Here is a 25,151-nt window from a genome sequence, read left to right as displayed (position 1 = left end):
AATTAGAATAACAGCACTTTTAAGGCATTTTAAAAATATATATTCAAATAAGCATAATACACATGAATATCTAACATTTATTCAAACGTAAAAAAGCGTGTTTTGCATACACAAAACACGCTTTTTAAATCTTTTAGCTAATTAAATCTAATTTTTTACAATAGCATTGTGATAAATATTTTGTACATCGTCACAATCTTCAAGCATATTTATAAACTTATCAAAGTTAGCAATAACTTCTTCGTCTTCAATTTCAATATTAACTTGAGGAATAAACGTAATTTCGTCTACTTCAAAGTTAATGCCTTCAAATGCGTCTTCAAGGGCTGTTTTAGCTTTAAAGTATTCTGTTGGCGGTGCAAATACCGATATTTTACCGTCCTCGGCTTCAACATCGCTAACATCAACATCAGCCATCATTAATGCTTCTAATACTATTTCGTCGTCATCACCTGCAAAGCCAAGTACCGCATAATGATCAAACATATGTGCTACGCAGCCAGGAGTACCAATTTTTGAGTCTGTTTTAGTAAACGGTAAGCGTACATCTTTGATAGTACGGTTCGGATTGTCAGTTAAACAGTCAACTATAACCATGCAATTACCAGGACCATAGCCTTCGTAACGGGCAACAGAGTAATCTTCCCCTGCGCCACCGGCTGCTTTTTCAATTGCTTTATCGATAACGTGTGCGGGTACTTGGTCTTTTTTAGCTTTTTCGATTAGCCGGCGTAGTGTTTGATTTACTTCGGGATCGGGATCGCCACTTTTTGCTGCAACGTAAATCTCTTTACCATACTTTGAGTTTACTTTTGTTTTTGCATTGGCTGTTTTGATCATAGAACTTTGACGAACTACAAATGCTCTGCCCATTTTGTGCCCCTAATGAATACGTTACGTTTTGCGGTATTTTACCAATTCAAAACGTATTGGGCTAGCTCCGCAATGGGCAAACTTGATTAATAAAAATTTTATAACTACATACTCATTTCAGAATAAATGAAATAGCACGCTATTTAACATAACTCTATTTTTTCAGAATAACTCTCAACTAATGTCACTAATTCAACAAAGTCATGTAAAACGTAATCTGCCTGATCGGCATAAGCAGGCGTTGACTCTGGAGCGTATAAACACGCGCGCATATTTGCATTGTGCGCAGCTTGAATGTCGTAAAGGTAATCGCCTACATAAAGTAAATTTCTGGCGTTAATGTTCCAAAGTGTAGCAATGGCATTTAAAGCGCTGGGATCTGGCTTTGCTGGGGCATCGCTTCGCGTTAAAACTGTGCTGATAGGGAGTGGATTATTTTGTAATTTAATTGCCGCTGCTTTATCAAAATTGCGAGTAACAATCGCCATCGGAATATTTTTAGACTTTAAAGCATGAATAGCTTCACTCACACCAGGTAATATACTGGCATGTTGTGCATCTATTAATTCGTGTTGGTGAACTATATTCATTGCCTCTTCACGCATATACGGTGAGGGCAACTGAGCAATGTAATCAAGTAAGTCTTGCTCGCAAGGGCAACCTATTTGGGCCTTTATTAATGCAAAATCTAATTCTGATGAAACCAATGTTCCATCTAAATCAAAAATCACTCCAAAAATAGCCTCAACCTGAGTAGTCATATCATTCCCTGAATTTAGTTATTACTAAATGAAATTTAAACATAAAATTCTCTACTGCTTATGCCCTAGGCCGGTAAATACAAAGGGATAAATGAAACTAACTATATTTAAATATTAATACGCACCATTATCAATCTATTGATAACAAAGTAATTTAAGTGCTTGATATATCATGCGCAAAAAAAGGTAAATATACAAATTCAACTCACAAATTTTACGTAAATTTACAAATAACAGATCAAACATGAACGCAGTTTAAACGTATGAAGAAAACGCGCACATAAACAACTGCTGTGCGCGTCGGTTGGGGAAGTTTTAAATATTAATTTTGCTCAAAGCGGGCTTCGAGCCAAGTATCATCTTGAGCAAAGTTTAAAGTTTTAATTTTACCTTTGCCCTCAACGTTTACCATATTTACCTGAGATGGCCATAAATCACGAAGTGCGCCATTACTCATTTTAATTCCTTCAATGTTTTCAGGAATTGGTGCTTCTTGGTAAACCCAAAAAAACTTACCATCAACTTGTGCTCCTACAAAGTTAAGTGGTAAAGGTTTACCACTTAGCGTTTGTAGAGCAACATGCGATTCAACATACTTAGCAAAACGTTGTTGGTCGGCTTTATTACTAATAATATCAATTTTGCCTTTAAACAATGTTCCTACGGCGTGTTCGGTATCATGTAAATAAAAGCGATGCATTAATTCAACATTATGCGTTCGTTTATTAAAAAGCACGGTTGTAACTGACGACTTTAGTTGATGCGCCATACTTGGCGCAGCAACTAAAAGGCAAACAATAATAAGCAAAAAGCGCATTATTGCTGCTCCTCACCGTCATCCTTTTCGTCTTTCTTCTCATCAGTTTTAAGCTCAGTTTTAATATCTTGCATGATATCGCGACTTACTTTAGCTTTACTCTTTTCCTTTTTAAACACTTCAATACGTGAAGGAATAATACGACGAGGGTAGTTATTGTTTTCAACATCTACGTCAGCTGTTTCCCAGCCTGGATCGACAGTAACTGATACAAGCGGTTTGTTTTTATCGGTAACAATCAGCTTTTGAACGTTTTTATAATTACGACGCCAAATTTCAGCAGGAATATAGCGCTCTTCTTTAGTGCCATCTTCATATGTTAGCTCTAATAAAATAGGCATTACCAAACCACCAAGGTTTGAAAATTCCATAACGTAATAGTTTTTATCTTCTTCTAAAGCACGCTTAAGCGTTTTACGCTCCCACGGCTCTAAGCCTTTTAAAAACTTATTGTACGAGTTACGTTCTTTATTGGTTACAGTAAAACGGTCGTTTTCGTCATAAAAATCGGTAACATCAGAGTTTTTCTCAACCCATGTTTTTTTACCTTGTGCGCGGTTACGCTCAACAAATAATGAAGTAGGTTTGTCTGCTTCAATATCACGTAAACGGCTGTAATCAATATCAGGGTTTTTAGTGTCTAAACGTAGTTGATATACTTTATCTAAAGAGATATCTACATGGTCTGTGGTGTAAAACCAGCCACGCCAAAACCAATCTAAATCAACACCAGAGGCTTCTTCCATTGTACGGAAAAAATCAGCTGGAGTAGGGCGCTTGTATTTCCAGCGCTGAGCATACTCTTTAAATGCGAAGTCGAATAAGTCACGGCCTAAAATTACTTCACGTAAAATATTAAGGGCTGCTGCAGGTTTAGTATAAGCATTAGGACCTAAGCGTAATACACTGTCTGACTGAGTCATAACAGGTACTTGGTTTTCAGACTTCATGTAGCTCACTATATCGCGAGGCTCAACACCCCAAGGAATAGTAGGATCCCATTCACGACCAGCAACGCCATCTAAAAAGCTATTTAAGCCTTCATCCATCCACGTCCATTGGCGCTCATCTGAGTTAACAATCATTGGAAAGTAAATATGACCCACTTCATGAATAACTACGCCAAGTAAAAAGCGCTTTTCAGCTTGAGAATAAGTACGTGTACCATCATCTTGTAACTTAGTACGTGGGCCGTTAAAGGTAATCATTGGGTATTCCATACCGCCAACAGGGCCATTTACCGATTGCGCAGTTGGGTATGGGTAGTCAAAAGAATACTTAGAGTACACTTCCATTGTGTGTACTACCGCTTCAGTTGAGTACTTCTCCCATAAGTCACCACCTTCTTTAGGGAAGAACGACATTGCCATAACTAAAGGCTGAACGTCACCACCTTGCTGATAACCCTTTGCATCCCACATAAACTTACGAGACGACGCCCAAGCAAAGTCACGTACGTTTTGCGCTTTAAAGTGCCACGTTTTAGTTTTGTCGGTGCCCTCTTTTTCGTTTTCTAGCGCTTCTTCTGCGTTAACAATAAACACAGGACGCTTAGATGTTTCGGCTTGCTTTAAACGTTTGCGCTGAGTACTTGTAAGTACTTTGCTCGCGTTATCAAGTTTACCTGTTGCCGATACAATGTGATCTGCCGGAACAGTAATCTCAACATCGTAATCACCAAACTCAAGCGTAAACTCACCAGAGCCTAAGAACGGCTTGTTTGTCCATGCTTCGTAATCGGTATAAGCCGCTAAACGAGGAAACCACTGAGCAATTAAGAATATGTCGTTGCCGTCTTCTTCAAAGTGCTCGTAACCAGAACGTGCACCCACTGCATCTTCTTCAACAATGTTGAAGGCAAAGTTCATGCTAAATTCTACTTCTTTACCTGGCTTTAATGGCTCGTTTAAATCGATGCGCATTAAGGTATCAACTACAGTTACGCGTAGCTCTTTACCATCGTCATCTTTTACGCCACTGATTGTATAACCCAGTTCGTTGTCGCTCATAAATTGCTGACGGCGTAAGTCGCCTAAACTTAATTTAGCGGGCTTTTGAGCTGGTAGGCTTTCTAAAGTGCTTTTAAACGTTTTAGTTGTTTCGGCAATAGAGTCACTTTTAAAAATATTTTGATCTAACTGTAACCATAAATATTTAAGCGTATGTGGTGAGTTATTTTTATATTCAATGCTTTGGCTACCGGTAATGCGGTGCTTTTTTTCATCTAGCTTCACATCAATATCGTAATTTACACGTTGCTGCCAGTATTTTTCACCGGGTTCGCCAGCGGCACTACGATAAACATTGGGTGTAGGAAGTGCTTCGTCTAATTGACGAAATTTATCAACAAAAGAACCTTTTGTTTGCTCAACCGAAGACGCCATAGCTGCACTCGATATTGCGAACGGCAATACAAAAGCACTTAGCGTAAGACCTATTTTTTTCATTGTTAGTCCTAATATAATTTTGTGAGCGTACTTTGACAAATATACCAGTTAGCTTCAATAAATTAGCGACCAAGTACCGTATTTTTAGGGTGATGTTCACTTAGTTTTTTAGATTGAAAAATACAATTATTTTGTAACAAAATACGAATAGATAAAAACTGTAAAGGGGGTTTACAAAATTGGGTTTTAATAATGGTTTTGATCGGTTAAATACAAAGTCCCAGAACTTAAAAAAATATCATTCATTTTATATATATTGCTAAAAAAGTATTGCTTTGGCATTACCAGGTAAACCATTAATCCTACGTATAAGTATTACTAATTCGCAACAAGTAAAATGGCCTAAAAGCCCTTTCTACTGAACAAAAACACAGTGAAACGAGTAAATAATTGGCTCAAATATTGCCGAACTTCATTAATATTCGCTATTTGTACGATAAATGACAAATAGTGTAATTTTAGGTTGATCTTTAGTGCTGTTTATATTTAAAATCGCCAACCTTTTTATTTGAGGCAAATAAATTCGTCACATTTATCCTCAAATTAATATCGATTACTAGCAAGAAATGCGGTGGGCTTATGGATTTTTACATCCTAAAAAAACAACAAGAACTAATTGCGATTCCAGCAAGTGAGAATAACTGTAAGCAGTATCTCGATTCGGGTTATTTTTATATCGATAAAGTAGCAGCGTGCAACGAAACTAACGCACTAAAGGCGCTACACGCAAAACAAACTAAAACGTTAAAAATTCCATTATTAATGGCACTTTTAGCATTACCGGTTGTTTTTTCAGCTTGGTACAGTTTAACCTAACGTAATGCATGCCTTAGGCTTGCATCTTTAACAGCCTTGGGTATATTGGCGCTCTTATGGTTTTATTAAGAGCGCGACATGAAAGTCCTCCACACCTCAGATTGGCACCTTGGCCAACAATTTTACGAACACGATCGCCGTGTTGAACATCAAGCTTTTTTTACATGGTTATTAGCCACTCTTGTTGAACAACAAATAGACTTACTTTTAGTTGCTGGCGACATTTATCATACAGCGACTCCAAGTGCTAGCGCTGAAAATCAGCTTTATCAATTTATTAAAGACGCCAAAAAAGCATGCCCACTATTACACGTAGTGATTATTGCGGGTAACCACGACTCTGCAAATCGTATTTTGGCAGCTCAGCCATTACTTGCACAGTTTGATACTCACGTAGTAGGGCGCTTTGATGTCGCAACACCCGATGAAACTGTTATTACCATAAATACCAATGGTAAACGCGCTGTAATCGTCGCTATGCCATTTTTACGCGCAAGTGATGTAAGTTTACTTAGCCAAACCGAAAACGGTCCTAGTTATGCTCAAGGCGTTTCAAAAGCTTACGAACTTGCACTAGAGCAAGCTACTAATATAAACGAGCAAAACTCACCATTAATAGTTATGGGGCATTTACACGCAAAGGGCGGGGACATCTCAAGTGATTCTGAGCGTAACTTAGTAATAGGTGGTGAAGAGTCTATTTCAGCCAATGTATTTGGTAAACAAGCCAACTACGTTGCCCTTGGGCACTTACACAAAGCGCAACAAGTCGCTAAAAGTGATGTTATTCGCTACAGCGGCACACCTATCCCTATGTCGTTTTCAGAACGTAACTACACGCACCAAGTAAATGTTGTTGAGTTTATTATTGATGAAAAACAACATATTAGTACAACTGTAAACCCCCTTTACATTCCGCGCTCTGCCGATGTAATTATTTTACCAAAAGGGGAGTGTGTACCATTAAGCGAACTATGCGAGCAAATTAAAGCGCTCGACACTGCACAAAATACAATAGCGCCTTATTTACGTGTAAAGCTTAAATCAAGCGATACCGACACAACATTCAGAGAACAAATAGAACAAGCACTTGAAGGTAAGCATATTAAATTTTGTGGTATTGAACGTGTACGTGAGCAATCAGCGCAAAATGACGACAACACCGTATTTGAAGATTTAAGCGAAGTTGAAATGCTCAATCCACTAAACCTATTAGAACAAGCGTTCGCAAACGATAAAGACATGGCAGGGCAAAGCGTACCCGATGAGCTAAAAGCACTTTTAAGTGACGTGATAAACGAGCTTACGGAGCAAGAACAACTATGAAAATAACCGCAGTTCGTATTCATAATTTAGCCTCAATAGTTGACGCTGAAATAGACTTTACTAAAGCCCCATTAAAAGATGCAGGATTGTTTGCGATAACAGGCGATACTGGCGCTGGTAAAAGTACCTTTTTAGATGCCATTTGTTTAGCCCTTTATACAAAAACATCGAGGCTGCGCGGTGATAAAGGTAACTTAATTGAGTTTAACGGCGACAGCATTAAGCTTAATGATGCGCGAAACTTGCTACGCAGAGGTACATGGGAAGGCTACGCCGAGGTCGACTTTTTAGGACAAGATAAACAGCTTTATCGTGCGCGCTATACAATTGCACGAACCCATAAAAAAGTAACAGGCAAACTTAAAGTAGCAGAGCACACTTTAGTAACCCTGCCAGACGAAACCCTTATAGCTGACAAAAGCCACACAATAAAAGAAGTCGAGAGCAAAATAGGGCTTAACTTTGAGCAGTTCTCCCGTGCCGTACTTTTAGCGCAACATGAGTTTGCTGCATTTTTAAAAGCCACTGGCGATGAGCGAGCGCAACTTTTAGAGTGCTTAACAGGCACCGATAAATTTAGCCGTATTGGCGTGCGTATTTTTGAACGCCATAAAGAGCAAGTAGCAAAGCTTGAAGCGCTTAAAGCTGGTCTTGAAAGCTATACTTTGTTAACCCCAGAAGAACTTGAGCTACAACAAACCAAGTTAACCGATTTAAAAGCGCAAACCGAACACACTAAAAAAGAGCTATCCAAAACCGAAAAAGCACTTAACTGGTATCAGCAAGCTACAGTACTTGAGCAAAACTTACTGCAAGCACAGCAAACCCAGCAACAAGCAAGCTCAGCGCTTGAAAGTATCGTTGAGCAAAGCGAGCAGGCAAAACAAGCTAAACAAGCGCTTGAAATAAAAGATAACCGCAGCCGTTTTACTTTGTTAACCGATCAAAATACGGCGCAAACTCAGCAAATAACGTCACTTAAAAACGTTGATCATTTAGCGGTAATTAACGAGCGTAATACCGCGCTTGCTAAGCATACCGAGCTGCTTAATAACGCCAATGAGCAAAAACAAAATGCAGCGCCCGTTATAGCTAAAGCGCGAGAGCTTGACAGCAGCATTGCGTTGCAAACTCAAGCTGTAAAAGGTACTGAGTCGCAAATAACCAAAGAGCAAACTCAGTTTGATGAGCTCACACAGCAGCTTAAACAAAGCAATAACGAGCTAGAAATTGTTAAAACCGACTCAACTAAAAGCCAGCAATGGCTTAATGAACATGCACAGCTGCACGTTTTAGCAAAAGACTGGAGCTACTATCAGCAAAGCTTTAATACTTACTTAAATGCACAGCAGCAATTAACCGCAAACCTTGCACAAAGCCAAACTCTTAATAGCGAGCTTGCAAGTCAGAGCGATCTTTTAAATGCGCAAAATAATAAAGTGCAGCAGTGCGAGGTGGCACTTAGTGGTGAGCAATCAACTTTACAGGCATTAAATACTCAGCTTAATGAATTTAATGCAGAGCACTGTGACGCTCAGCTAAAAAGTATTGATTACTTAAAAGAGCAGCGCGAGCGTTACGGGCAATTTAACGCAGAACTAAAACAAAGCACTCAACGCCAACAAGTGCTTAATCAGCAGTTAAATGAAAGCCAGCAAGCCCATGCTTTACTTAATCAGCATTTAATAACCAGCGAGCAAGCGCTTAAAGGCAACGAGTACGCACTTAACCAAGCGCGCTTAAGAGCCAGCGAAAACGTAGAACATTTACGCACTGAGCTTCGCCCTAATGAACCTTGTTTAGTGTGCGGTGCAACTGAGCACCCGTATGCGGTAAATCAAAATCAGCAATTAAATAACTTAATTACTGATTTTGAAAATGATTTTAATACTGCTAAAAAGCAATTTGACCATGCACAAAGCGAGCTGCATAAGCACCAAACTCAACATGCCGTATTAACCGCTGAGCACGGACAACTTGAGCAAATAATACAAACAGCACTCACCAAGCGGCTTGAAATTGTCAACACTATGCAGGCAGTCCGCACAGAATTTTTTAGTTTGCCTCCTGATCAGCTTGAAGCAACTTATAAGCAATTAACGCAGCAAAAAGCGCAATACTTTGAGCAGCAAAAACGCCAACGTACACTGCAAACTAAAGTAAATGAGCTACTAGCAGCACTTAAAGCAGAGCAGCAAGTACAGCAGCAACTTAGTAATAAACACCTTGAGCTTACACATCAGCAAAACCAAATAACGAGTAAGCATAGCGAACTAAGTGCGCAAATTAACGAGCTCGGTACAACGCTTAATAGCCAATTTGAAAACAGTGATTTTTGGCAGCAACTACAAGCCAATACGCTTGAACTTAGCGAGCTGCACGAGCAGGTTACGCAGTATCAGCAAACTCAAACGCAACTTGAGCAAAGCCAAAAACGTCAAGACACAGCTAATGAGCAAATAAAGCAGCTCACACCGCTTATAAGTAACAACGAGCAATCGTTAAAAGCACTCAAAGAAGAGTTTGTAAAAGCTAAAAATTTACTAAGCACTGTACAAAGTGAGCGCTTAGCTTTATTTAATAACGAGCAAATAAGTGCAGACGACTACCAAGCAAAACTTACAAGTGCGCAAGAGCAACTGCAGTCGCAGGTTCAAGCGAGTCAAAAAGCATATGACGACGCTATAAAACAACGAGATGAGCACGCTATAACGCTTAAAAATGTTGAGCAACGCTTGCTTGAAAACAGCCAAGAACTAGCAACACTTGAAGCACGTTATAACCAGTGGTTTACTGACTTTAAAGCGCAATATAGCGATGTAACGCACGAACAGGTCAAAATTTTACTAACGCTTAGTAGCGAGACTATTAAAGCGCATTTAACTCAGCACGAGCAGTTAACTCAAGCCCTAACAGATGCAAACGCCGCATTAAAACAGCAGCAACTTACGCTTGAAAAACACAACAGTAGCGATAAACCAACGCAAAGTGCAGAGGTTTCAAATACTCAACTAAGCAGCTTAAACGAGCAACAAACGCAGCTGCAAAATTCATTACTAGCAACTAGTACCGCTATTGAGCAACACAACCAAAACGCAAAGGCGCTTGAAGGCAAACAAGCCGAGTTAACTAAACTTAAAACCCAGGTTGAACAATGGCACTTGCTTAATAAAGTATTGGGTGATGCAACGGGTAAAACCATGCGTAACTTAGCGCAAACACAAACGTTAAAAATATTACTGCACTATGCAAACAGCCATTTAAAAACACTCAACAAACGCTACGAATTAACCGCCATAGCGCAAACACTCGACATTGCAATTATTGACCGCGACATGGCCGACGAGCAACGCTCTGTTAATACACTCTCAGGCGGGGAGTCATTTTTAGTATCGCTCGCACTTGCACTTGGTTTAGCATCGCTTTCGTCAAACAAAGTACAAATCAATTCTTTGTTTATTGACGAAGGGTTTGGTACGTTAGACAGCGAAACCCTAAGCATTGCAATGGACGCTTTGGATTCTTTGCAAGCACAAGGCAGAAAAGTAGGCGTTATATCGCACGTAACACAAATGAGCGAGCGTGTAGCCACTCAAGTGCATGTAGCCAAAAAGCCAGGTGGATATTCCACAGTTGAAGTTTTATAAGCAACATTACTGAAAACAAGGAGATACAATGCCAACGTTTACAGGCGAGCAAGCAACACAATACGATAGCCGTATAACCCGTTTAGTTCCTGGTTATGAATTATTACATCAGCTCACTAACGCACAGCTAAAAGCAACGCTAAGCGATAATGCGCATATTTTAGTAGTAGGGGCAGGCACAGGCAAAGAAGTACTTGCACTGGCTGCATTAAACCCTACATGGCAATTTACCGCGCAAGATACATCAGCCGATATGCTTGCTATCGCGAAGCAGCAATTTGATGAGCAAGGCATAGCAAGCCGCGTTAATATTCATAACGGACCTGTTAATAAATTATCGGTTAAAGCCGATGCCGTTTTATGTTTATTGGTAATGCATTTTGTACAAGATAACGGCGATAAAAAAGAGTTACTAAAAGCGATTAAAGGAAGCCTTAAAAAAGACGCCAACCTTTATATTGCAGATTTAATGCGCCCTGAAACTTCATTTGAGCGCGAAGCCCAGCTTACAACGTGCGCGCAATTGGGTTTAACCGAAACAGGTAAAACACAAACAGGGCACGACTTAGAAAATGAGTTTTACCCGCTTGATAGAATGCGCTTTAGCGAACTGCTAAATGAGTGCAAATTTGGCATTCCGAAGCTGTATTTTAAAGCGCTAGGTTTTAGCGGATATGTAGTTTAAGTTTTACAAGCTAAACAAGCACCCGCTATTTAGCACCAATAAAAACACCGAGTGAACAAACTCGGTGTTTTTATACGTAGGTCGGTTAAGCGAAGCGCCACCCGACGCTATAATACCCACATCACTCAAATCATTACTGTGCCAGCAAATCCTAACCAATCTCTCCAAGCGCTTTCATCGCGGCTTGTGCTTTGTCTGTTTGTACAAAAATATGGTCGTGATAAAACGCAGCGACCACATTAGCACTTATATTATGCTCAGTGAGCTTTGCAGATACTGCAGCAGTTAGCCCAACGGCCTCTAAGCTTGAATGTACATTAAGGGTAATTAAATTATATTTACCTTCGTAAGTAATACCTGCTTTATCGGCGGTTTCAGCTTTTAAAATAAGGGTTAGCCCTTCCTCTTCAATATAAGTGGCAAGTGGCTCTAAATGAACATAATCAGCCAATTTTCCTGCTAAGCAACAAAAAATATACTCGCCTTGCTTAAGCGCTGGCTGCATTGATTTTAATAATTCGTTTAACTCTAAAATTCCGGCCATGGTAGTTCCTTACAATGTGTTATTTAACCTGAACTCTGGTTAAGATATTTACTAACATATTAAATTATTTTGATATTTAAATTTATTTTCTCTAGCCAGAGATTTTCAGTGAAAGCAAGGCGAATTTACGCGTCAATAGCTGGCCTATTGCAAGTAAATTCAACGCAGTTAGCGCTGAAAATAGCTGCTTGAGATAGATTTATTATCCAGAGTTCAGGTTATTTAGTCATTTTTAGCTGCGCGACTAGCTCGCTTAATCTCGCAATTTTTATATTACTTAGTTGCCTGTAATCAAAATATGGGCACACAATAATGTTGTTACTGGTGTCTATTGCAAACTCGTCGTCGAGCCAATCAAATTGTGCATGTAACTTACCTTGTTGTAATAAGTTTTTAGCGTGCGTACGACCGGCAATTATGTGTAACTGGTTTTTATTGCTAGTAGCTTTATTTGCACACGTAATAGTAATGTTGGGCGCGCTAAATAGCAGGGCGTTTTTACTATTTTTTTGCAGTAAATACTCATCGCGATATTGTTGCCAAGTAGGGGCTTGTTTAGCAAATGAATAATGCTCACTTGGCAGGGCAAATAGCACTTTTGCGTACACGTTAAACACTTTGCGCCAACCATTACCACAGTGCTGGTTTATGGTATTTATTTGCTCATTTATAACCGGTTCTAGGCATTCAAGTGTTTCAAAAAACGGCATTGGCGGCGCTTTTGCTACGTATACCGCCACGCTAAATTGCGTATCACCTAAGCCAACTAATTGGGTATTCAAGTTAGTTAGCCTTGTTTTGCGCTAAAATACGGTCGAGGTTATTTGCAAAGTTTTGGCGATCGGTTTGGCTAAGTGGCGGCGGCCCACCACTCATTTCTACGCCACTTGAGCGCATGGTATCCATAAAGTCTCGCACGTTAAGTATTGAGCGGATATTCTCGGTGGTATAAAGCTCGCCACGCGGGTTGAGTGCTTGCCCGCCGTTATCAATTACTTCACTTGCTAGCGGAATATCGCCCGTAATAACTAAATCGCCTTTTTCAATACGTTTTACTATTTCGTCGTCGGCTACATCAAACCCCGACGATACTTGAACGCGGCTTATGTATTTTGACGGCGGAATACGCATTGCGTGATTAGCCACTAAAATAGTCTCGATTTTCATACGCTCTGCAGCTCTAAAAAGTATTTCTTTTATAACAACAGGACACGCGTCTGCATCTACCCAAATTTTCATGCTATGGTCATTTTTATTGCTTTAGAATTAATATGATCCTATAGCAAAATTTTTTAATCGGCTAGCAAACTTTATATCCATCTATATTTAGATAATACGTACTATTTATGTAATTTAAAAAGGAGCTTACATGAAGGCTATTAAATACGGTTTACTTATTACAGGGCTATTTTTTCTTAGTGCTTGCACCAGCCCTCCTGAGGGAATAACACCCGTTAAAAACTTTGATATACAAAAATATAAAGGCAAATGGTTTGAAATAGCACGGCTCAATCACTCATTCGAAGAAGGTATGGAGCAAGTTACCGCGACTTATTCAATTAACGACGACGGCACAGTAAAGGTCCTTAACAAAGGGTATTTAACGGATGATAAAAAATGGGATGACGCCGAAGGCTTAGCCAAGTTTGTTGAGGGCACTGACACCGGGCATTTTAAAGTCTCGTTTTTTGGTCCATTTTATGGCGCTTACGTGATTTTTGAACTTGACCAACCCGATTATCAATATGCATTTATAACCAGTTACAACAAAGATTACTTGTGGTTTTTATCGCGTACACCAACGGTTAGCAAAGAGCTTAAAGAACACTTTTTAACTAAAGCTAAAGAGTTGGGCTTTGCTACCGATGAAATAATTTGGGTTGAGCAATAAACAATGTAAAGCCCCTTTACAGTAGTAATAAAAGAGTCACCTAACTGTAAAGTAACTTAAATATATTATGGTTATATTGTGTGTACTTGCCGTGAGACAGTAAGTATTGGAAACACTGAATATCCCCTATTGTTGGCAAGCTATATAGCTTGCCATTTTTTTTGCCTAATCTATGGGAAAGTAACGGATCACGTTTTTACTAACTAAGGCTAGTTTAATGCTAAAAACAACCCACTTAGTACAACTAACACGCTATTTAAAACACTAAACCACTTTACGTAGCCTACTAAAAAATTATAAAAAACCATTATAATTAAGACACTTAGGCTCATAAACCCGCAAAATAGTAATGTTCCATATCCACCTTGAGTAACTATACAAAGCACCAAGCTTAGTAAAATACTGATCCAAGCAGCTAATAGCAGCTTTTTACGTTGGGATTCTGTAGGGCGTTTTTTAAATACATCTTTAAAATGATTATACTTAGCCAGCGCAAAACAGTTAAAACTGAGCAGGCATAGGCTAAACCCAAGTAAATCAATCATGGTTTTTGCCTTTTAAGGTTATTAGATTGACTAGGGCTGATTATTTTTGAGTTGTTTTTAGCAGTACGTAATTTTTCGGTTTGTATAAAAAATAATATACTAAATAACAAAAACAGTGCATCAAAAGTAAATAAAGCCCACTGTTTGTGCATCAAATAGCTAACTATATTACCGTTAGTTGTAAGTGCATTAATAACCGGTACGCTTAAACATGCAACAGCATTTATAGCTGCCATAACTCGCCATTGCAGTGTGTCGCGCTTTATAAGTGCTAAAAGAGCAACCGCTAGCCATGTTAAAAAGAACGCGAGTATTTCTTTATCGGCGCGCTCTGCGGTAGTTGGGCTAAGTAGTCTGTTAGCAATAAAAAATGCACACGTTGCCAGTGGAAGTCCCATAATAGTGGCTAGGTTTAACCCTTCAACTAGTTTTAAACCAAACGAAGGTTTAACGTTATTTTTAGTTCGCTCGCGAATTCGCTTAGCCCACATAATACAGCCAGAGCCAATCATTACACAGCCTGCAATACCGCCTAATACGTATAACCAACGCAGTAACCACGTAGCTAAACGCCCTGTATGCATTGAATTAAGTGATTCGTAAAGCGCTTTGCTGCTAGTTAGCTCGTCATCAGTTTTAGCAACCATTTGCCCTGTAGCACCACTAAATATTAAGCGTGGTGCTTGGTCACGCAGTGTTTTACCTGCGCTTACCAATACGGTAATTGTTGAAGCTGCCATATTTGGTTGGTTAACTTGTACGCGAGTAATATCTGCATGAGGCCACTTAGTATAAACCTGATCCAAAATGCTTTGAATCGGCACCATTGATGATTCGCCTTCGGCTTTATCGGTCATGGTGTTGCGAGGGGTTACATCGTTAAAAAAGCCACGCATGCCGTTATCGTAAGACGTTTGCGCAGGGTAGGGAAACAACATAAATATGAGCGTAATCATGCCCGTGTAAGTAATCATTAAATGAAAAGGCAGGGCAAGCACAGAGCTTAAATTGTGGGCATCTAACCATGTACGGCTACCTTTATTACGTCTAAAACTAAACATATCTTTAAAAATACGCTTATGAATAACCACACCCGATATAATGGCAATTAGCATAAAAAAGCTAGCAAAGCACACAATCCAGCGTGCGGTTATTGCATCCATGTAATGTAAATCATAGTGCAGCCGATAAAAAAAGTTACCACCTTTAGTATCTACAAAGGGCTCAAGCTCTTTCATGGTATTAGGGTTTAACTGTGTGTTTTTAAACTGGCTGCGGCGCTGGCCTGGCTCTTTTGGCTTTGCATAACCATAAATTAAATAAGGAATACGCGGCTCAGGCAGAGTAATACGCCAGTTTGGTGAGCTAGCACCATGGCTAGCTAGGTAATCGAACCCTGTAATTATTTGCTGCTTTTGCGCTTCTATACGCTGTGTTTGGGCTTGTACATTATGTATGGCAGGTTGATTCCACAGCGTTATTTCATCTCTAAAAAAGCTAAGTGTTCCCGCAAAAAATATTAAATATAATAACCAACAAACGAGTAACCCTACCCAAGTGTGTAACCAAGTCATCGATCTAAAAAAGCTGTCTTTCATACCCAACCCTTTAGTAATACAAGCAATCCGATAAACGCACCTGTACTTAGTAAAATACTGATCCACACTTTTCTTAATGATTTAACGCTAAAGGCATAAATAAATACTACGGCATAAATTAAAATGCTGATTGAAACACTAAACAGTACAGCGTCTTGCTTAGCTATTGGCAATACAAAACTTAATAACGCAATACTTGCAGAGGTAAAGGCATAGCCACCAATTATGGCAATAAAAAAACGTAAAAATACCAAAACTCGATAACTGCTTACGCTTTTTACTATAAGCGCAATTACGTTAACCTTATCGAATGGCGCACTGTGCAAAGGTGCCTGCATAGTTAATTAATCCCTTTATTTAAAGCTGAGGATAAAACAAAGGCGCTATTATATATGTTACAAATACAAAAGATAGCTATTCTCATTTGTAGTCATTAACTTTTAAGTAAATTATGCTTACTTACTTAATTACTTAGTAAAATACTGATCTGTTATTGTTTAATGATATTGCACAGGCTGTATGTAAAGCTTAAGGTTAATAAACTGAGTAAAAATAAAGAGTGAAATAACGATGAGCGATCACGAAAAACTAAATTACGTAGAGTTTCCTGCATGCGACTTACCCGCAACTAAGGCCTTTTTTAGTCATGTATTTAATTGGCAGTTTACTGACTACGGCCCAGAATACACGGCGTTTAGTGAGCAGGGGTTAGATGGTGGGATTTTTCAGGCTCCATTAAAATCACTAACTCAGCATGGGGCAGCATTACTTATTTTTTATAGCGACGACATACACGCAACCTTTAAAAAAGTAGAGACATTTGGCGGAGTAATATTAAAACCTATTTTTGAGTTTCCTGGCGGTTGTCGGTTTCACTTTACAGAACCAAGTGGTAACGAATTTGCGGTATGGGCGAAAGAACACTAGGTACTATAAGGGCTGTAGGGCATTTAGGCTTAAAGATCAGGATTTTACTAACTAATCGCCATTTTAGATAAAATAAACCGATTTTTTACCAACTCATTTATCCTAAATGGCCATTTAGGATGAAAATTAAGCATTTAAGGCCAAATAAACATGAATAGTCACCAATTAATAGACCAAGTTAGTAAATGCGTGATCTGTGATCCTCATTTACCTTTAGGGGCTCGACCTGTAATACAATTTAACCCAAACGCACGTATTTTAATCGCAGGCCAAGCACCGGGTATAAAAGTTCACGAAACAGGCGTGCCGTTTAACGATGCAAGCGGAAACCGCCTACGAGAATGGCTTGGGCTAACACGTGATGAATTTTACGACGCTAATAATATAGCAATTTTACCTATGGGCTTTTGCTACCCGGGTAGGGGGAAGTCGGGTGATTTACCACCGAGAAAAGAATGTGCCCCAGCATGGCGCGAGCAATTATTGGCTGCACTACCAAATATTGAGCTGACAATAGTATTAGGTAAATACGCGCAGGCGTATCACTTACCGGAGACTAAAAAAATGCCACTTACGGAGTTAGTAAAATCGTGGCGTGAGTATTGGCCAAATTATTTAGTGCTTCCACACCCCAGTCCGCGTAATAATATATGGCTTAAAAAGAATCCATGGTTTGAGCAAGATGTACTTCCAGAACTGGGTAAACGCATTGCTACTATTTTAAATAAGTAATGCTTCTAGCATTAGGATTTATTGTAAAGGGGCGTTATACCAATCCGCAATAATACTTAATCATTTTGCGGGGCTAAACGTGTCGCTACCTGTGTTAAAAAATTCTCATTTAGAACAACTAAATAGCGAATTTTTTGCCTAGCTATCAACACGTTTTTCCATCCTCAAAATAGATCACTTAATTAAGCGAATTGGTATACAGTTAACTTAAAAATTAACACTCCAATTAAAAACAATAACAAACGAGGCTGTTTAATTTGAATGCATCTATATTAACTGAAGTAATACTTCCGCTCGCTCTTGCACTTATTATGTTTGGTATGGGTCTTGGGCTCACAACAAACGATTTTACTCGTCTATTTAAAAGCCCGCTTGCCATTGTTATGGGTTTAATAGGCCAACTTGTAGCAATGCCTTTATTAGCATTAGGGCTGTGTTATTTACTTAACCTACCAACGCCTATCGCTATTGGTTTAATGATATTAGCTGCCTGCCCAGGCGGTACTATGTCAAATGTAGTAAGCCAGCTTGCTAAAGCTAATTTAGCGCTTTCGGTAAGTTTAACCGCTGCCTCTACCGCAATTAGTATAATAACCACACCGTTTATTATTGGCTTTGCTATGAGTCAGTTTGCCCCAGCAGACGATGCTACTTTTTCTATTTTAACTACTTCATTAGGGCTATTTTTTATTACCTTAGTGCCAGTTGCTATAGGCATTTGGTTACGTCACTTTAAAAGTGATTTTGCCATTAAAGCAGAGCCGTTTTTTAGACGCTTCTCGTTGTTTTTTATGCTTATGATGATTGCCGCACTAGTAATAAAAGAGCGCGATTTATTAGTTAGCTCATTTAACGATGTATTTTGGGCGTGCATAGCACTTAATATTGGTTCAATGGTTGTTGGTTGGTTAATTGCTAAGTGTTCAAAATTAAATTTAACTGATTCGCTGACGCTTTCAATTGAGGTTGGAATTCAAAATGCATCGTTAGCTATTTTAATTGCTATTAGCTTTTTGAATAAACCAGAATACGCGGTTACCGGTGGCGTGTATGGCCTTGCTATGTTTATAGGGCCACTGCTATTAATTGGCGGGTTAAAGCTTAAAAATAAACGTACCGCTAGGGCTGTTAACTAGGACTTTTAATTAGGGCATGTTGACCAAGTTACTTTAATTTATGGCTGCGGATAACGTAGCCGTAAACTCCAGTCTAAAAATACCACCTGTTAAATGTATGCTCAGCACCCATCGCGTCAACAAATTGTAGGCTCACAAAAGACTCTCAAGCTTGAATATTGCACTAGGGGCTGAGCTTGTTTGCGCGAGGAGTGAAGCTTCTAATTACTAAGGCGCATTTTAGGATGGGATAAGAGTGTAAGTAATACGGTGAAAAACAGTTAATTATTTGGTTACTAAAACAGCGCCTCAAATATGATGCGCTACTTTAAAACTTACTATTTGGTTTGCATGTTTTTAGCGCGTTCTTCTGCATCTATTAATGCTTGTGATTTAGGGGCGCGTTTTTTCTCTTCTATTTTGGGCTTTTCAGCCGAGTCAGGATCCCAGCTTGAGTCCAACGATAAGTTAGCAAATGGATTGTTACTGTCCGCTTTTTTAGGCTCAATTACTGGCTCATTAACTAGCGGTGTTGTTTGTGCTTGCTCAGGTATCGCGTCTTCTTTTTTAGGCATCGGCTTTTCACCAGGTAACGGGGCATCTGGGTTAAATGTACGCACCTCTGGTTCTTTAAAGTCTTGCTCGGTTGTATACGTAGTCGATTGAGCGTCAGATATTTGCTCTGGAGCGTGTAAATCTATAACCGGCTCACTCGCTGTTACTGACTCAGGAGTAGTAATAACCGGCTCTACAGTGTTATGTTCGGCTTCTATTGGCGAAGATTCCGTTACTTGCGCTGTATAGTGCTTACGTTGTTTTTTTACTGGCTTTGCATCTGGGTCAAAGTCGCGTACCTCTGGCTCATTAAAGCTGCTGGCATTTTTAATGCGCTCTAAGGTTGTTTTAGCGGCGGCTTCAAACTCGGCGGTATTAGGCTCTGGTTTTTGTTTTACTTCGTTAAACGTAGCGGTACTTGTTTGCTCTAAAGTATCTGCTGGCTCCATTTGTGCAGACTCAATTTCACTTGTTTGCGATGGAGTAACTACGTTGTTTTGCTCATCTGAGATCTGCGTTGTTGTATGTTCAATATCAGTATTTTGCGCTGTGTTAGTAGGTTCCACTGACTCTTCATTTGTCGCTACGCTGCTCTCAACTGCTTTATTATTTTGAGTTGCTTCGTTAATGACGACAGGCTCAATCTTTGGCTCTTTTGTTGTTTGTACTGGCTTTGTTGCTTTAATTTCAGGTTTAGCTGGCGTAGCAATTTTTTCTGATTTAACTTCAGGTGGAGCCGCTATAGTCGGTTCTGCCATCGTTTTACTTTGTTTTGCACGGCGCAGGCGCACGACTACCATAGCGCCAATAAGTACCACTATAACAAGTATTAAAGTGGGTAAAAGTAACGAGCTTGGGCTTTGTGCTACAGGTTGCGGCGCAATTACAGGCGCTGGTTTAGTTAACACCGGTGCTGGTTTTACAAGTACAGGCTTTTCAGACGCAGGTTGAACGCTTTGCTCTGGCGTCGCCGGTTTTACTTGCTCTATCACAGCTTCGTTTTTTTGCTCTGTAACTACTTGCTCGGGTGCTGCTTTTGTTGGCTCTGCATCAATTACTATTTCGTTACTGTTGGTATTTAGCTGATCGTTTATTTGTTGTTTTTGATCATTAGTTAAATTAAGGGTTTGCTCGTTGATGCTTTCTTTAACAGCTTCTTCAGTAGGTTTAATTACAGGGGCAGGTTCAACAATTTTAGGTTGTGGCTGAGTAATAATAGTCGGCTCAGGCTCTATTATTTGAGGCTTAGGTTGTGCTTGAATTTCTTTTGGCTTATTACAGTTGTTTTTGTAATCACGCGCAGCTTTACGATATTTTTGACTCGCTTTATTATTACTATTTTGCTGCATTTCTTGTTTAATTAAAATGCACATAGCTTCGTTGTATGCAGCACTTTGCGCACTATAAAATAAGGCAAAGCAAAGGGTAAATCTAATTAGTTTTGATATCATGAAGTTATGCGCTTAAATATTAATAGTTTGATTTTAAGCGCAAAATTAAAAATTATCCAGAGTAATACAACTAATCAATAACCATAAGGCTGCGATATTCATCGTAAGCAAATTGGTGGTCATACCGCTTATATAATCTTGGATTAATCTACAACGATAATAAAACTCGTATGCCGCAAAGTGATCGGGCTCTTCTTGCATCGCATCTATTGCGTGTTGGTAACTATTTAAGTGCTTTTTAGAGAGCTTTTTAATAAGTCGCGACTCTATTAATAAACGTGAATCGCCATTTAGTGCACGCTTAAAGTCATCCTTGTTTAGTAGCAGTAATGGTTTATAGCAATCGAGCAAACCATTAATTATGCGATACCCTTGTAGCTCTAATTTTTCGACTTCTTTGTTTGAAAATACATGCTCAAGCGCTACCTGCTTTAGTGTTTTAGTTACTGCATGTAGATGGCTTCTATCTTCTAAAAGCGCTTGGTTAAAATCGCCATGGTAAATAGGTTCTATATTTTCGATAAAGCGTTTTGCGGCGTGATTTACTAGCGGATGTAGCAATGCAACCCGCAGGTATATAAAAAATTCACTATTAAAATTATAGGGTTGTGCTTGTGCACGCTCTAGTGCGTAGTCTACGGCTTTGTCTACAAAATTTTGATGTTGAGCGTCGTCGATTAATAGATTTATTAATACTTTTTTGTAACTACTTTTAAGTTTTTCGCACAGCAACTCAGTGCTTATTATGTCTTTTTCTACGGCGTCTTCTATGTCGGCTAGGCAATACGAAATGTCGTCGGCGGCTTCCATTATGTAACTTGCAGGATGGCGGCAGTAAGGCTCAATAGTGAGCTCTTTTTGTAGCGCTTCAACAAAGTTTTTTTCGCTGTAGTAGTAACCTACTTTTTTCATTAAATAGTTTTTATTTTGCGGAGTGTCTTTTACATCAAGCCCAGCAGGGCGAGTGTATTTTAAAATACCAGCACTCTGGCTGTAGGTTAAATTAAGCGTTTGCAAAGAATGAATTATACGTATGCCTTGAGCGTTGCCCTCAAAGTTACAAATATCGAGCGCAAGGTGTTTAAAAACAACACCTATACCGGTGTTTGGTTCTTTACAGCGTTCGGGTGTTACGCTTGCTAGGTTGTTATTAAACCAGTGGTTAATAGCCGCTTCGCCAAAATGTCCAAACGGTGGGTTGCCTATGTCGTGCATTAGGCAGGCCATTTCTACTAAGCTTTCTAGTGGGCGCTCTAGGTCGGTTAAGCCGTAATCTTTTTGTTGCTCATAGCTTAAATTAGCAAAAATACGTTGCACTATAAAACGACCAACCTGTTGTACTTCAAGCGAATGGGTAAGGCGAGAGCGCACAGCTGCGTTGCGCTCAAGCGGAAACACTTGTGTTTTTTGCTGCAGCCTGCGAATAGCGGCACTGTTAATAATACGTCCACGGTCGCTTTCTAGCGCCATCTGTAAGTTAGAGGTTGTGCGGTACATTCGTGCTGGCGTTATTTTTTTACTAAAATCTATGGTCATCTTTATACTTGTCCTTTTTTACAATTGATGACTGGCATAGTTTTTAGCACATAGTCATTTGTCTTTAATATACAGGGTTTAATCTATCAGTTTGTATCATAAAGTAACAACTTGCTTTAAAATAATTTTTTGAGTAATTGTTGTGCATTTATAGGTGTTTATAATGAAACAGTGGATTTTAAAGGCAGTATCAATTTGCCTAATGTTAGGAATGAACAGCGCATTTGCTGCAAAAGAGCAAACTGTGGTGCTTGTATCAATTGATGGCCTGCGTTGGGATTATATTGAAAAACACGGCGCGCCAAATTTAAAAGCAATGGCCGAGCGCGGTGTTCGCGCACAAAAGCTAATACCTGTTTATCCAACTAAAACGTTTCCTAATCATATTTCTATTATTACGGGCTTACTGCCGGTAAACCATGGCATTGTTGATAATAGCTTTTGTGATAAAGCGCGTAAGAACGACTGTTACAGCATGGGCAAAGCATTAGGCGATAGCACATGGGTAAAGGGTATTCCGCTTTGGAATTTAGCAAAAATGCAGGGGCTTAAATCGGCTACTTATTTTTGGCCTGAGTCAGATGCATTATTTAACGGCATGACACCAGATTACTTTTATCACTATTCTAAATACAGCGATTACCAAAGCCGTGTTGATCAAATTATTCAGTGGTTAAGTTTACCAAAAGCACAGCGCCCACGTTTTATTGCGAGTTACTTTTCGCTAGTTGATAGCATGGGCCATGAATTTGGGCCAGACGCACCACAAACGCGTGATGCAGTTAAACAGCTTGATGAATTAATGGGGCAATTACAAACTCGCTTAAGTAAATTAGAGCAAGAGGTAAACTTAGTTATTGTGTCGGATCATGGTATGACGAGTATAGATCCAGATAAAAGCATTGATGTAACCACACTGCCTCAAGATGAAAACTTTTTAGTTAAAAATACTGGTCCACGTTTACTTATTTATACTCAGCCTGATGCTAAAAACGCTGATATTGAAGGTTACAAAGCACGTTTACGAGATGCGTCAAACGGTCGTTATACAGTATTAACTGACGAGCAATTAGCAGCGTATCATTACAATAAAGGCACTCGCGTAGGCGATATTGTGGTGCAAACTACAGCGCCAGCGGTATTTACCAATGGTAAAAAACCAACCTATTTAGGGACTCACGGTTATGCATATACCGAGGATATGGCAGCATCATTTATTGCTGTAGGCCCTGCATTTAAACAAGGTGTAAGCCTTAAAGAAGTAAATAATCTTGATATTTACCCAGTACTGGCAAAAGTGATGGGACTTAAATTGTTAAACAAAGTAGATGGCAATGGTAAAACATTAATGCCAGCAATTAAGCAAAAAATCGTTGTGCATTAGCTTAATCTAAAAGAGCGCGTAAGCGCTCTGCAGGGAAGAACATGTTAAAACTTTAAAGTGGGCTATTTAGCCTAATGCCGATCAGTTAAGAAATATTTAACGATCCATTGACCGATCTTCTGGTTAGTTTATAAAGGCTTCTGAATTTATTCAGGAGCCTTTTATTTTGCAACTCACTACCGCACTTTCTCTAGCCAATAGCTACGCACCCAATTCAGAAGGCTTAGGTCAACTGAGTGATTTTTTATGCCCTGAGTTTATCAAACAATGCGCAGAAACCGCAGGTGTCGCGACGATAAGGAAAAGAAGGCTTCCTGTTGAGATGGCCGTTTGGACAGTCATTTGTATGTCGTTTTATCGTGAAGACCCACTGTGGAGTATTGTCAGTAAATTAGGGCTCGCTTTACCAGGTAAAAAAGAACTCGTTGCGCCCAGCGCGGTTGTACAGGCTAGGCAGCGGCTTGGGGCTGATGCCGTTAAACAGGTTTTTGAGCAAAGTCAGCAAATGTGGAATGCTGATGCGAACCATCCCACATGGTGCGGGCTATCACTACTGGGTGTTGATGGTGTCATTTGGCGCACACCGGATACTGCTGAAAATCAACATGCATTCTCCATGTGGAAAAATCAGTATGGTGACACGGCCTTCCCTCAGGTTCGCATGGTGTGTTTGATGGAGTTAACTAGTCATTTATTAATGGGGAGCGCCTTTGATAGTTGTCGTACTAGTGAAATGGTGTTGGCTGAAGACTTAATCGAGGCAACACCCGATAACTCACTGACGTTATTTGATAGAGGCTTCTATTCTCTAGGCTTACTCAATCGTTGGCATCATGCTGGGGTAAATAGGCATTGGCTTCAACCGATGAGAAAAGGCACGCAATATGAAATTGTTCGCTCTCTAGGTCGTCAAGACAAACTCATCAAGCTAAAAGCAACAGCACAAGCGAGAAAAAAGTTCGACGATTTACCAGAGAGCATTGAAGTTAGGCTAGTCACAAAAACGGTTAAGGGGAAAGAGGTGAATATACTCACTTCATTAACAGACCCAATGCGTTTCCCTAAGGCTGAAATTGTTGACCTCTATAGTGATCGGTGGGAAATTGAACTTGGTTATCGAGAAATGAAACAAACCTTACTGAATAGTCACTTTACGCTACGCAGCAAGAAACCTGAGATGATAGCGCAAGAATTATGGGGCGTAATGTTGAGCTATAACTTGCTCCGATACCAGATGGTGAAAATGGCGCAGAAAAAATCTGGGATATATGCAAAACACCTGAGTTTTACGACGTGTGCTATTAGTATTATTAACCTTATTCATACAATGTTTATAGAAAATGCAGGACGGATACCTAAATCAATAGAGCAATTACAAGCTCAAGTTGAATATCACATATTGCCGATAAAACGGGAGCGGGCGTATCCGAGGTGTGTGAAACCAAAACCCAGTAAATACCCCAATAAAAAAAGCCAGTCAGCTGTTAACTGACTGGCATTA

At 39.5% G+C, this 25,151-nt stretch carries 21 protein-coding genes and 1 pseudogene; 10 read left to right on the top strand and 12 right to left on the bottom strand.

Going from position 1 to position 25,151, the window contains the following annotated elements; translation table 11 throughout:
- Positions 1–147: 147 nt before the first annotated feature.
- The 4 genes from L659_RS0119070 to L659_RS0119055 all read right to left on the bottom strand — a co-directional run bounded on the left by L659_RS0119070 (position 148) and on the right by L659_RS0119055 (position 4,898).
- Positions 148–873 carry a YebC/PmpR family DNA-binding transcriptional regulator gene (locus tag L659_RS0119070; RefSeq protein WP_024591562.1) on the bottom strand — a complete coding sequence of 242 codons (726 nt, stop codon included), beginning with the start codon at positions 871–873 and terminating at the stop codon, positions 148–150.
- A 143-nt stretch (positions 874–1,016) separates the two neighbouring features.
- Positions 1,017–1,634: an HAD family hydrolase gene (locus L659_RS0119065; RefSeq protein ID WP_007583617.1), complete on the bottom strand. Its 618-nt coding sequence runs from the start codon at positions 1,632–1,634 to the stop codon at positions 1,017–1,019.
- 322 nt (positions 1,635–1,956) lie between these two features.
- Positions 1,957–2,451, bottom strand: a complete 495-nt coding sequence (locus L659_RS0119060) for a DUF6702 family protein (protein WP_024591561.1) — start codon at positions 2,449–2,451, stop codon at positions 1,957–1,959.
- Positions 2,451–4,898 (bottom strand): M1 family metallopeptidase, encoded by a 2,448-nt coding sequence (locus L659_RS0119055; RefSeq protein ID WP_024591560.1) that lies wholly within the window; start codon positions 4,896–4,898, stop codon positions 2,451–2,453. The genes L659_RS0119060 and L659_RS0119055 overlap by 1 nt, the downstream gene beginning before the upstream one ends.
- Before the next feature lie 579 nt (positions 4,899–5,477).
- Here L659_RS0119055 and L659_RS0119050 point away from each other — a divergent pair.
- From L659_RS0119050 to L659_RS0119035, 4 genes are all read left to right on the top strand, one after another.
- Positions 5,478–5,714, top strand: coding sequence for a hypothetical protein (locus L659_RS0119050; protein ID WP_002959190.1), 237 nt, complete (start codon positions 5,478–5,480; stop codon positions 5,712–5,714).
- 78 nt (positions 5,715–5,792) lie between these two features.
- Entirely contained in the window at positions 5,793–7,040 is a 1,248-nt protein-coding gene (locus tag L659_RS0119045; RefSeq protein WP_024591559.1) for an exonuclease SbcCD subunit D C-terminal domain-containing protein, read from the top strand.
- Complete coding sequence (locus L659_RS0119040; RefSeq protein ID WP_024591558.1) at positions 7,037–10,687, top strand: SbcC/MukB-like Walker B domain-containing protein; 3,651 nt, start codon at positions 7,037–7,039, stop codon at positions 10,685–10,687. Before L659_RS0119045 ends, L659_RS0119040 begins: the two co-directional genes overlap by 4 nt.
- A 28-nt stretch (positions 10,688–10,715) precedes the next feature.
- Complete coding sequence (locus L659_RS0119035; protein ID WP_010552879.1) at positions 10,716–11,372, top strand: class I SAM-dependent methyltransferase; 657 nt, start codon at positions 10,716–10,718, stop codon at positions 11,370–11,372.
- Positions 11,373–11,523: 151 nt separating this feature from the next.
- Here L659_RS0119035 and L659_RS0119030 read toward each other — a convergent pair whose 3' ends face one another.
- The 3 genes from L659_RS0119030 to L659_RS0119020 form a co-directional block, all read right to left on the bottom strand.
- Positions 11,524–11,916, bottom strand: coding sequence for an ACT domain-containing protein (locus L659_RS0119030; RefSeq protein WP_024591557.1), 393 nt, complete (start codon positions 11,914–11,916; stop codon positions 11,524–11,526).
- A gap of 218 nt (positions 11,917–12,134) precedes the next feature.
- Entirely contained in the window at positions 12,135–12,698 is a 564-nt protein-coding gene (locus L659_RS0119025) for a DUF6942 family protein (RefSeq protein WP_024591556.1), read from the bottom strand.
- Position 12,699: 1 nt separating this feature from the next.
- Positions 12,700–13,155: a YaiI/YqxD family protein gene (locus tag L659_RS0119020; protein WP_007376692.1), complete on the bottom strand. Its 456-nt coding sequence runs from the start codon at positions 13,153–13,155 to the stop codon at positions 12,700–12,702.
- Positions 13,156–13,285: 130 nt separating this feature from the next.
- Between L659_RS0119020 and L659_RS0119015 the strand changes: the two genes are divergently transcribed.
- Positions 13,286–13,807 (top strand): lipocalin family protein, encoded by a 522-nt coding sequence (locus L659_RS0119015; protein WP_007376693.1) that lies wholly within the window; start codon positions 13,286–13,288, stop codon positions 13,805–13,807.
- Between the two features lie 209 nt (positions 13,808–14,016).
- Here L659_RS0119015 and L659_RS0119010 read toward each other — a convergent pair whose 3' ends face one another.
- Genes L659_RS0119010 through L659_RS0119000 form a run of 3 tightly spaced genes read right to left on the bottom strand, consistent with a single transcriptional unit; the run spans position 14,017 to position 16,288 of the window.
- Positions 14,017–14,352: a DUF3325 domain-containing protein gene (locus L659_RS0119010; RefSeq protein WP_007583595.1), complete on the bottom strand. Its 336-nt coding sequence runs from the start codon at positions 14,350–14,352 to the stop codon at positions 14,017–14,019.
- Positions 14,349–15,950: a PepSY-associated TM helix domain-containing protein gene (locus L659_RS0119005; protein ID WP_024591555.1), complete on the bottom strand. Its 1,602-nt coding sequence runs from the start codon at positions 15,948–15,950 to the stop codon at positions 14,349–14,351. The genes L659_RS0119010 and L659_RS0119005 overlap by 4 nt, the downstream gene beginning before the upstream one ends.
- A complete protein-coding gene (locus L659_RS0119000) occupies positions 15,947–16,288 on the bottom strand; it encodes a hypothetical protein (RefSeq protein ID WP_024591554.1) in 342 nt (113 codons plus the stop codon). The genes L659_RS0119005 and L659_RS0119000 overlap by 4 nt, the downstream gene beginning before the upstream one ends.
- Before the next feature lie 232 nt (positions 16,289–16,520).
- Here L659_RS0119000 and L659_RS0118995 point away from each other — a divergent pair, with 232 nt between their 5' ends.
- From L659_RS0118995 to L659_RS0118985, 3 genes are all read left to right on the top strand, one after another.
- On the top strand, positions 16,521–16,877 hold the full coding sequence (locus L659_RS0118995; RefSeq protein WP_024591553.1) for a VOC family protein: 357 nt from the start codon (positions 16,521–16,523) through the stop codon (positions 16,875–16,877).
- A 150-nt stretch (positions 16,878–17,027) separates the two neighbouring features.
- Entirely contained in the window at positions 17,028–17,609 is a 582-nt protein-coding gene (locus L659_RS0118990) for a uracil-DNA glycosylase family protein (protein WP_024591552.1), read from the top strand.
- A gap of 257 nt (positions 17,610–17,866) precedes the next feature.
- Positions 17,867–18,745, top strand: coding sequence for a bile acid:sodium symporter family protein (locus L659_RS0118985; protein WP_024591551.1), 879 nt, complete (start codon positions 17,867–17,869; stop codon positions 18,743–18,745).
- 317 nt (positions 18,746–19,062) lie between these two features.
- Here the strand turns inward: L659_RS0118985 and L659_RS0118980 are convergent, their stop codons facing one another.
- A complete protein-coding gene (locus L659_RS0118980; RefSeq protein WP_024591550.1) occupies positions 19,063–20,730 on the bottom strand; it encodes a hypothetical protein in 1,668 nt (555 codons plus the stop codon).
- A gap of 70 nt (positions 20,731–20,800) precedes the next feature.
- Positions 20,801–22,266, bottom strand: a pseudogene (gene dgt, locus L659_RS01000000123090) (dGTPase).
- A 163-nt stretch (positions 22,267–22,429) separates the two neighbouring features.
- Between dgt and L659_RS0118970 the strand changes: the two are divergent.
- Together L659_RS0118970 and L659_RS0118965 are read left to right on the top strand one after the other, a co-directional pair.
- Positions 22,430–23,650, top strand: a complete 1,221-nt coding sequence (locus tag L659_RS0118970) for an alkaline phosphatase family protein (RefSeq protein ID WP_024591549.1) — start codon at positions 22,430–22,432, stop codon at positions 23,648–23,650.
- A gap of 166 nt (positions 23,651–23,816) precedes the next feature.
- Complete coding sequence (locus L659_RS0118965; RefSeq protein ID WP_024589914.1) at positions 23,817–25,142, top strand: IS4 family transposase; 1,326 nt, start codon at positions 23,817–23,819, stop codon at positions 25,140–25,142.
- The last annotated feature ends 9 nt before the right edge of the window (positions 25,143–25,151 follow it).

It is taken from the genome of Pseudoalteromonas sp. S8-8 (assembly GCF_000497875.1).
In the GTDB taxonomy this organism is placed as follows: domain Bacteria; phylum Pseudomonadota; class Gammaproteobacteria; order Enterobacterales; family Alteromonadaceae; genus Pseudoalteromonas; species Pseudoalteromonas arctica.
This window is presented reverse-complemented; position numbering and strand designations above follow the sequence as displayed.

What these genes read in the sequence shown, in the direction of transcription:
- L659_RS0119070 (WP_024591562.1), bottom strand. Translation starts at nt 873, where the DNA reads ATGGGCAGAGCATTTGTAGTTCGTCAAAGTTCTATGATCAAAACAGCC.
- L659_RS0119065 (WP_007583617.1), bottom strand. Translation starts at nt 1,634, where the DNA reads ATGACTACTCAGGTTGAGGCTATTTTTGGAGTGATTTTTGATTTAGAT.
- L659_RS0119060 (WP_024591561.1), bottom strand. Translation starts at nt 2,451, where the DNA reads ATGCGCTTTTTGCTTATTATTGTTTGCCTTTTAGTTGCTGCGCCAAGT.
- L659_RS0119055 (WP_024591560.1), bottom strand. Translation starts at nt 4,898, where the DNA reads ATGAAAAAAATAGGTCTTACGCTAAGTGCTTTTGTATTGCCGTTCGCA.
- L659_RS0119050 (WP_002959190.1), top strand. Translation starts at nt 5,478, where the DNA reads ATGGATTTTTACATCCTAAAAAAACAACAAGAACTAATTGCGATTCCA.
- L659_RS0119045 (WP_024591559.1), top strand. Translation starts at nt 5,793, where the DNA reads ATGAAAGTCCTCCACACCTCAGATTGGCACCTTGGCCAACAATTTTAC.
- L659_RS0119040 (WP_024591558.1), top strand. Translation starts at nt 7,037, where the DNA reads ATGAAAATAACCGCAGTTCGTATTCATAATTTAGCCTCAATAGTTGAC.
- L659_RS0119035 (WP_010552879.1), top strand. Translation starts at nt 10,716, where the DNA reads ATGCCAACGTTTACAGGCGAGCAAGCAACACAATACGATAGCCGTATA.
- L659_RS0119030 (WP_024591557.1), bottom strand. Translation starts at nt 11,916, where the DNA reads ATGGCCGGAATTTTAGAGTTAAACGAATTATTAAAATCAATGCAGCCA.
- L659_RS0119020 (WP_007376692.1), bottom strand. Translation starts at nt 13,155, where the DNA reads ATGAAAATTTGGGTAGATGCAGACGCGTGTCCTGTTGTTATAAAAGAA.
- L659_RS0119015 (WP_007376693.1), top strand. Translation starts at nt 13,286, where the DNA reads ATGAAGGCTATTAAATACGGTTTACTTATTACAGGGCTATTTTTTCTT.
- L659_RS0119010 (WP_007583595.1), bottom strand. Translation starts at nt 14,352, where the DNA reads ATGATTGATTTACTTGGGTTTAGCCTATGCCTGCTCAGTTTTAACTGT.
- L659_RS0119005 (WP_024591555.1), bottom strand. Translation starts at nt 15,950, where the DNA reads ATGAAAGACAGCTTTTTTAGATCGATGACTTGGTTACACACTTGGGTA.
- L659_RS0119000 (WP_024591554.1), bottom strand. Translation starts at nt 16,288, where the DNA reads ATGCAGGCACCTTTGCACAGTGCGCCATTCGATAAGGTTAACGTAATT.
- L659_RS0118995 (WP_024591553.1), top strand. Translation starts at nt 16,521, where the DNA reads ATGAGCGATCACGAAAAACTAAATTACGTAGAGTTTCCTGCATGCGAC.
- L659_RS0118990 (WP_024591552.1), top strand. Translation starts at nt 17,028, where the DNA reads ATGAATAGTCACCAATTAATAGACCAAGTTAGTAAATGCGTGATCTGT.
- L659_RS0118980 (WP_024591550.1), bottom strand. Translation starts at nt 20,730, where the DNA reads ATGATATCAAAACTAATTAGATTTACCCTTTGCTTTGCCTTATTTTAT.
- L659_RS0118970 (WP_024591549.1), top strand. Translation starts at nt 22,430, where the DNA reads ATGAAACAGTGGATTTTAAAGGCAGTATCAATTTGCCTAATGTTAGGA.